The organism is Sporosarcina koreensis (assembly GCF_042655825.1).
Lineage (GTDB): Bacteria > Bacillota > Bacilli > Bacillales_A > Planococcaceae > Sporosarcina > Sporosarcina koreensis.
The window spans coordinates 1-1,237 of the sequence record NZ_JBHSNP010000005.1 but is presented as its reverse complement, the minus strand read 5'-3'; the positions used below and the strand labels follow the sequence as shown (position 1 = coordinate 1,237).

At 53.8% G+C, this 1,237-nt stretch carries 1 rRNA gene; it reads right to left on the bottom strand.

Features of this window, described 5'->3' with window-relative positions:
* Positions 1-1,237, bottom strand: a 23S ribosomal RNA gene (locus tag ACFPTP_RS02820); the annotation flags it as partial.

The window sequence follows — 1,237 nt, the reverse complement described above, 5'->3', positions numbered from 1 at the left end:
TCACAGCTCAATGTTATAGGAACGGGATTTGCCTCGTTCCACACCTCACTGCTTGGACGCGCATGACCAACAGCGCGCTCACCCTATCCTTCTGCGTCCCCCCATTGCTGATAACGGCGGGGAGGTGGTACAGGAATATCAACCTGTTATCCATCGTCTACGCCTTTCGGCCTCGACTTAGGTCCCGACTGACCCTGAGCGGACGAGCCTTCCTCAGGAAACCTTAGGCATTCGGTGGAAGGGATTCTCACCCTTCTTTCGCTACTCATACCGGCATTCTCACTTCCAAGCGCTCCACCAGTCCTTACGATCTGGCTTCGACGCCCTTGGAACGCTCTCCTACCACTGACACCATAGGTGTCAATCCGCAGTTTCGGTGATCCGTTTAGCCCCGGTACATTTTCGGCGCAGCGCCACTCGACCAGTGAGCTATTACGCACTCTTTAAATGGTGGCTGCTTCTAAGCCAACATCCTGGTTGTCTGGGCAGCGCCACATCCTTTTCCACTTAACGGATACTTGGGGACCTTAACTGGCGGTCTGGGCTGTTTCCCTCTCGACTACGGATCTTATCACCCGCAGTCTGACTCCCAAACATAAATCATCGGCATTCGGAGTTTGTCTGAATTCGGTAACCCGGGATGGGCCCCTAGTCCAAACAGTGCTCTACCTCCGAGATTCTTTCGTTTGAGGCTAGCCCTAAAGCTATTTCGGAGAGAACCAGCTATCTCCAGGTTCGATTGGAATTTCACCGCTACCCACACCTCATCCCCGCACTTTTCAACGTACGTGGGTTCGGGCCTCCAGTAAGTGTTACCTTACCTTCACCCTGGACATGGGTAGATCACCTGGTTTCGGGTCTACGACCCCATACTCATTCGCCCTATTCAGACTCGCTTTCGCTGCGGCTCCGCATTCGCTNTTCACCTTTCCCTCACGGTACTGGTTCACTATCGGTCACTAGGGAGTATTTAGCCTTGGGAGATGGTCCTCCCGGATTCCGACGGAATTTCACGTGTTCCGCCGTACTCAGGATCCACTCTGGAGGGGACGGACTTTCGACTACGGGGCTATTACCCGCTATGGCGGACCTTTCCAGGTCGCTTCATCTAATCCGTCCCTTTGTAACTCCATATAGAGTGTCCTACAACCCCAGGAAGCAAGCTTCCTGGTTTGGGCTCTTCCCGTTTCGCTCGCCGCTACTAAGGGAATCGATGTTTCTTTCTCTTCCTCCGGGT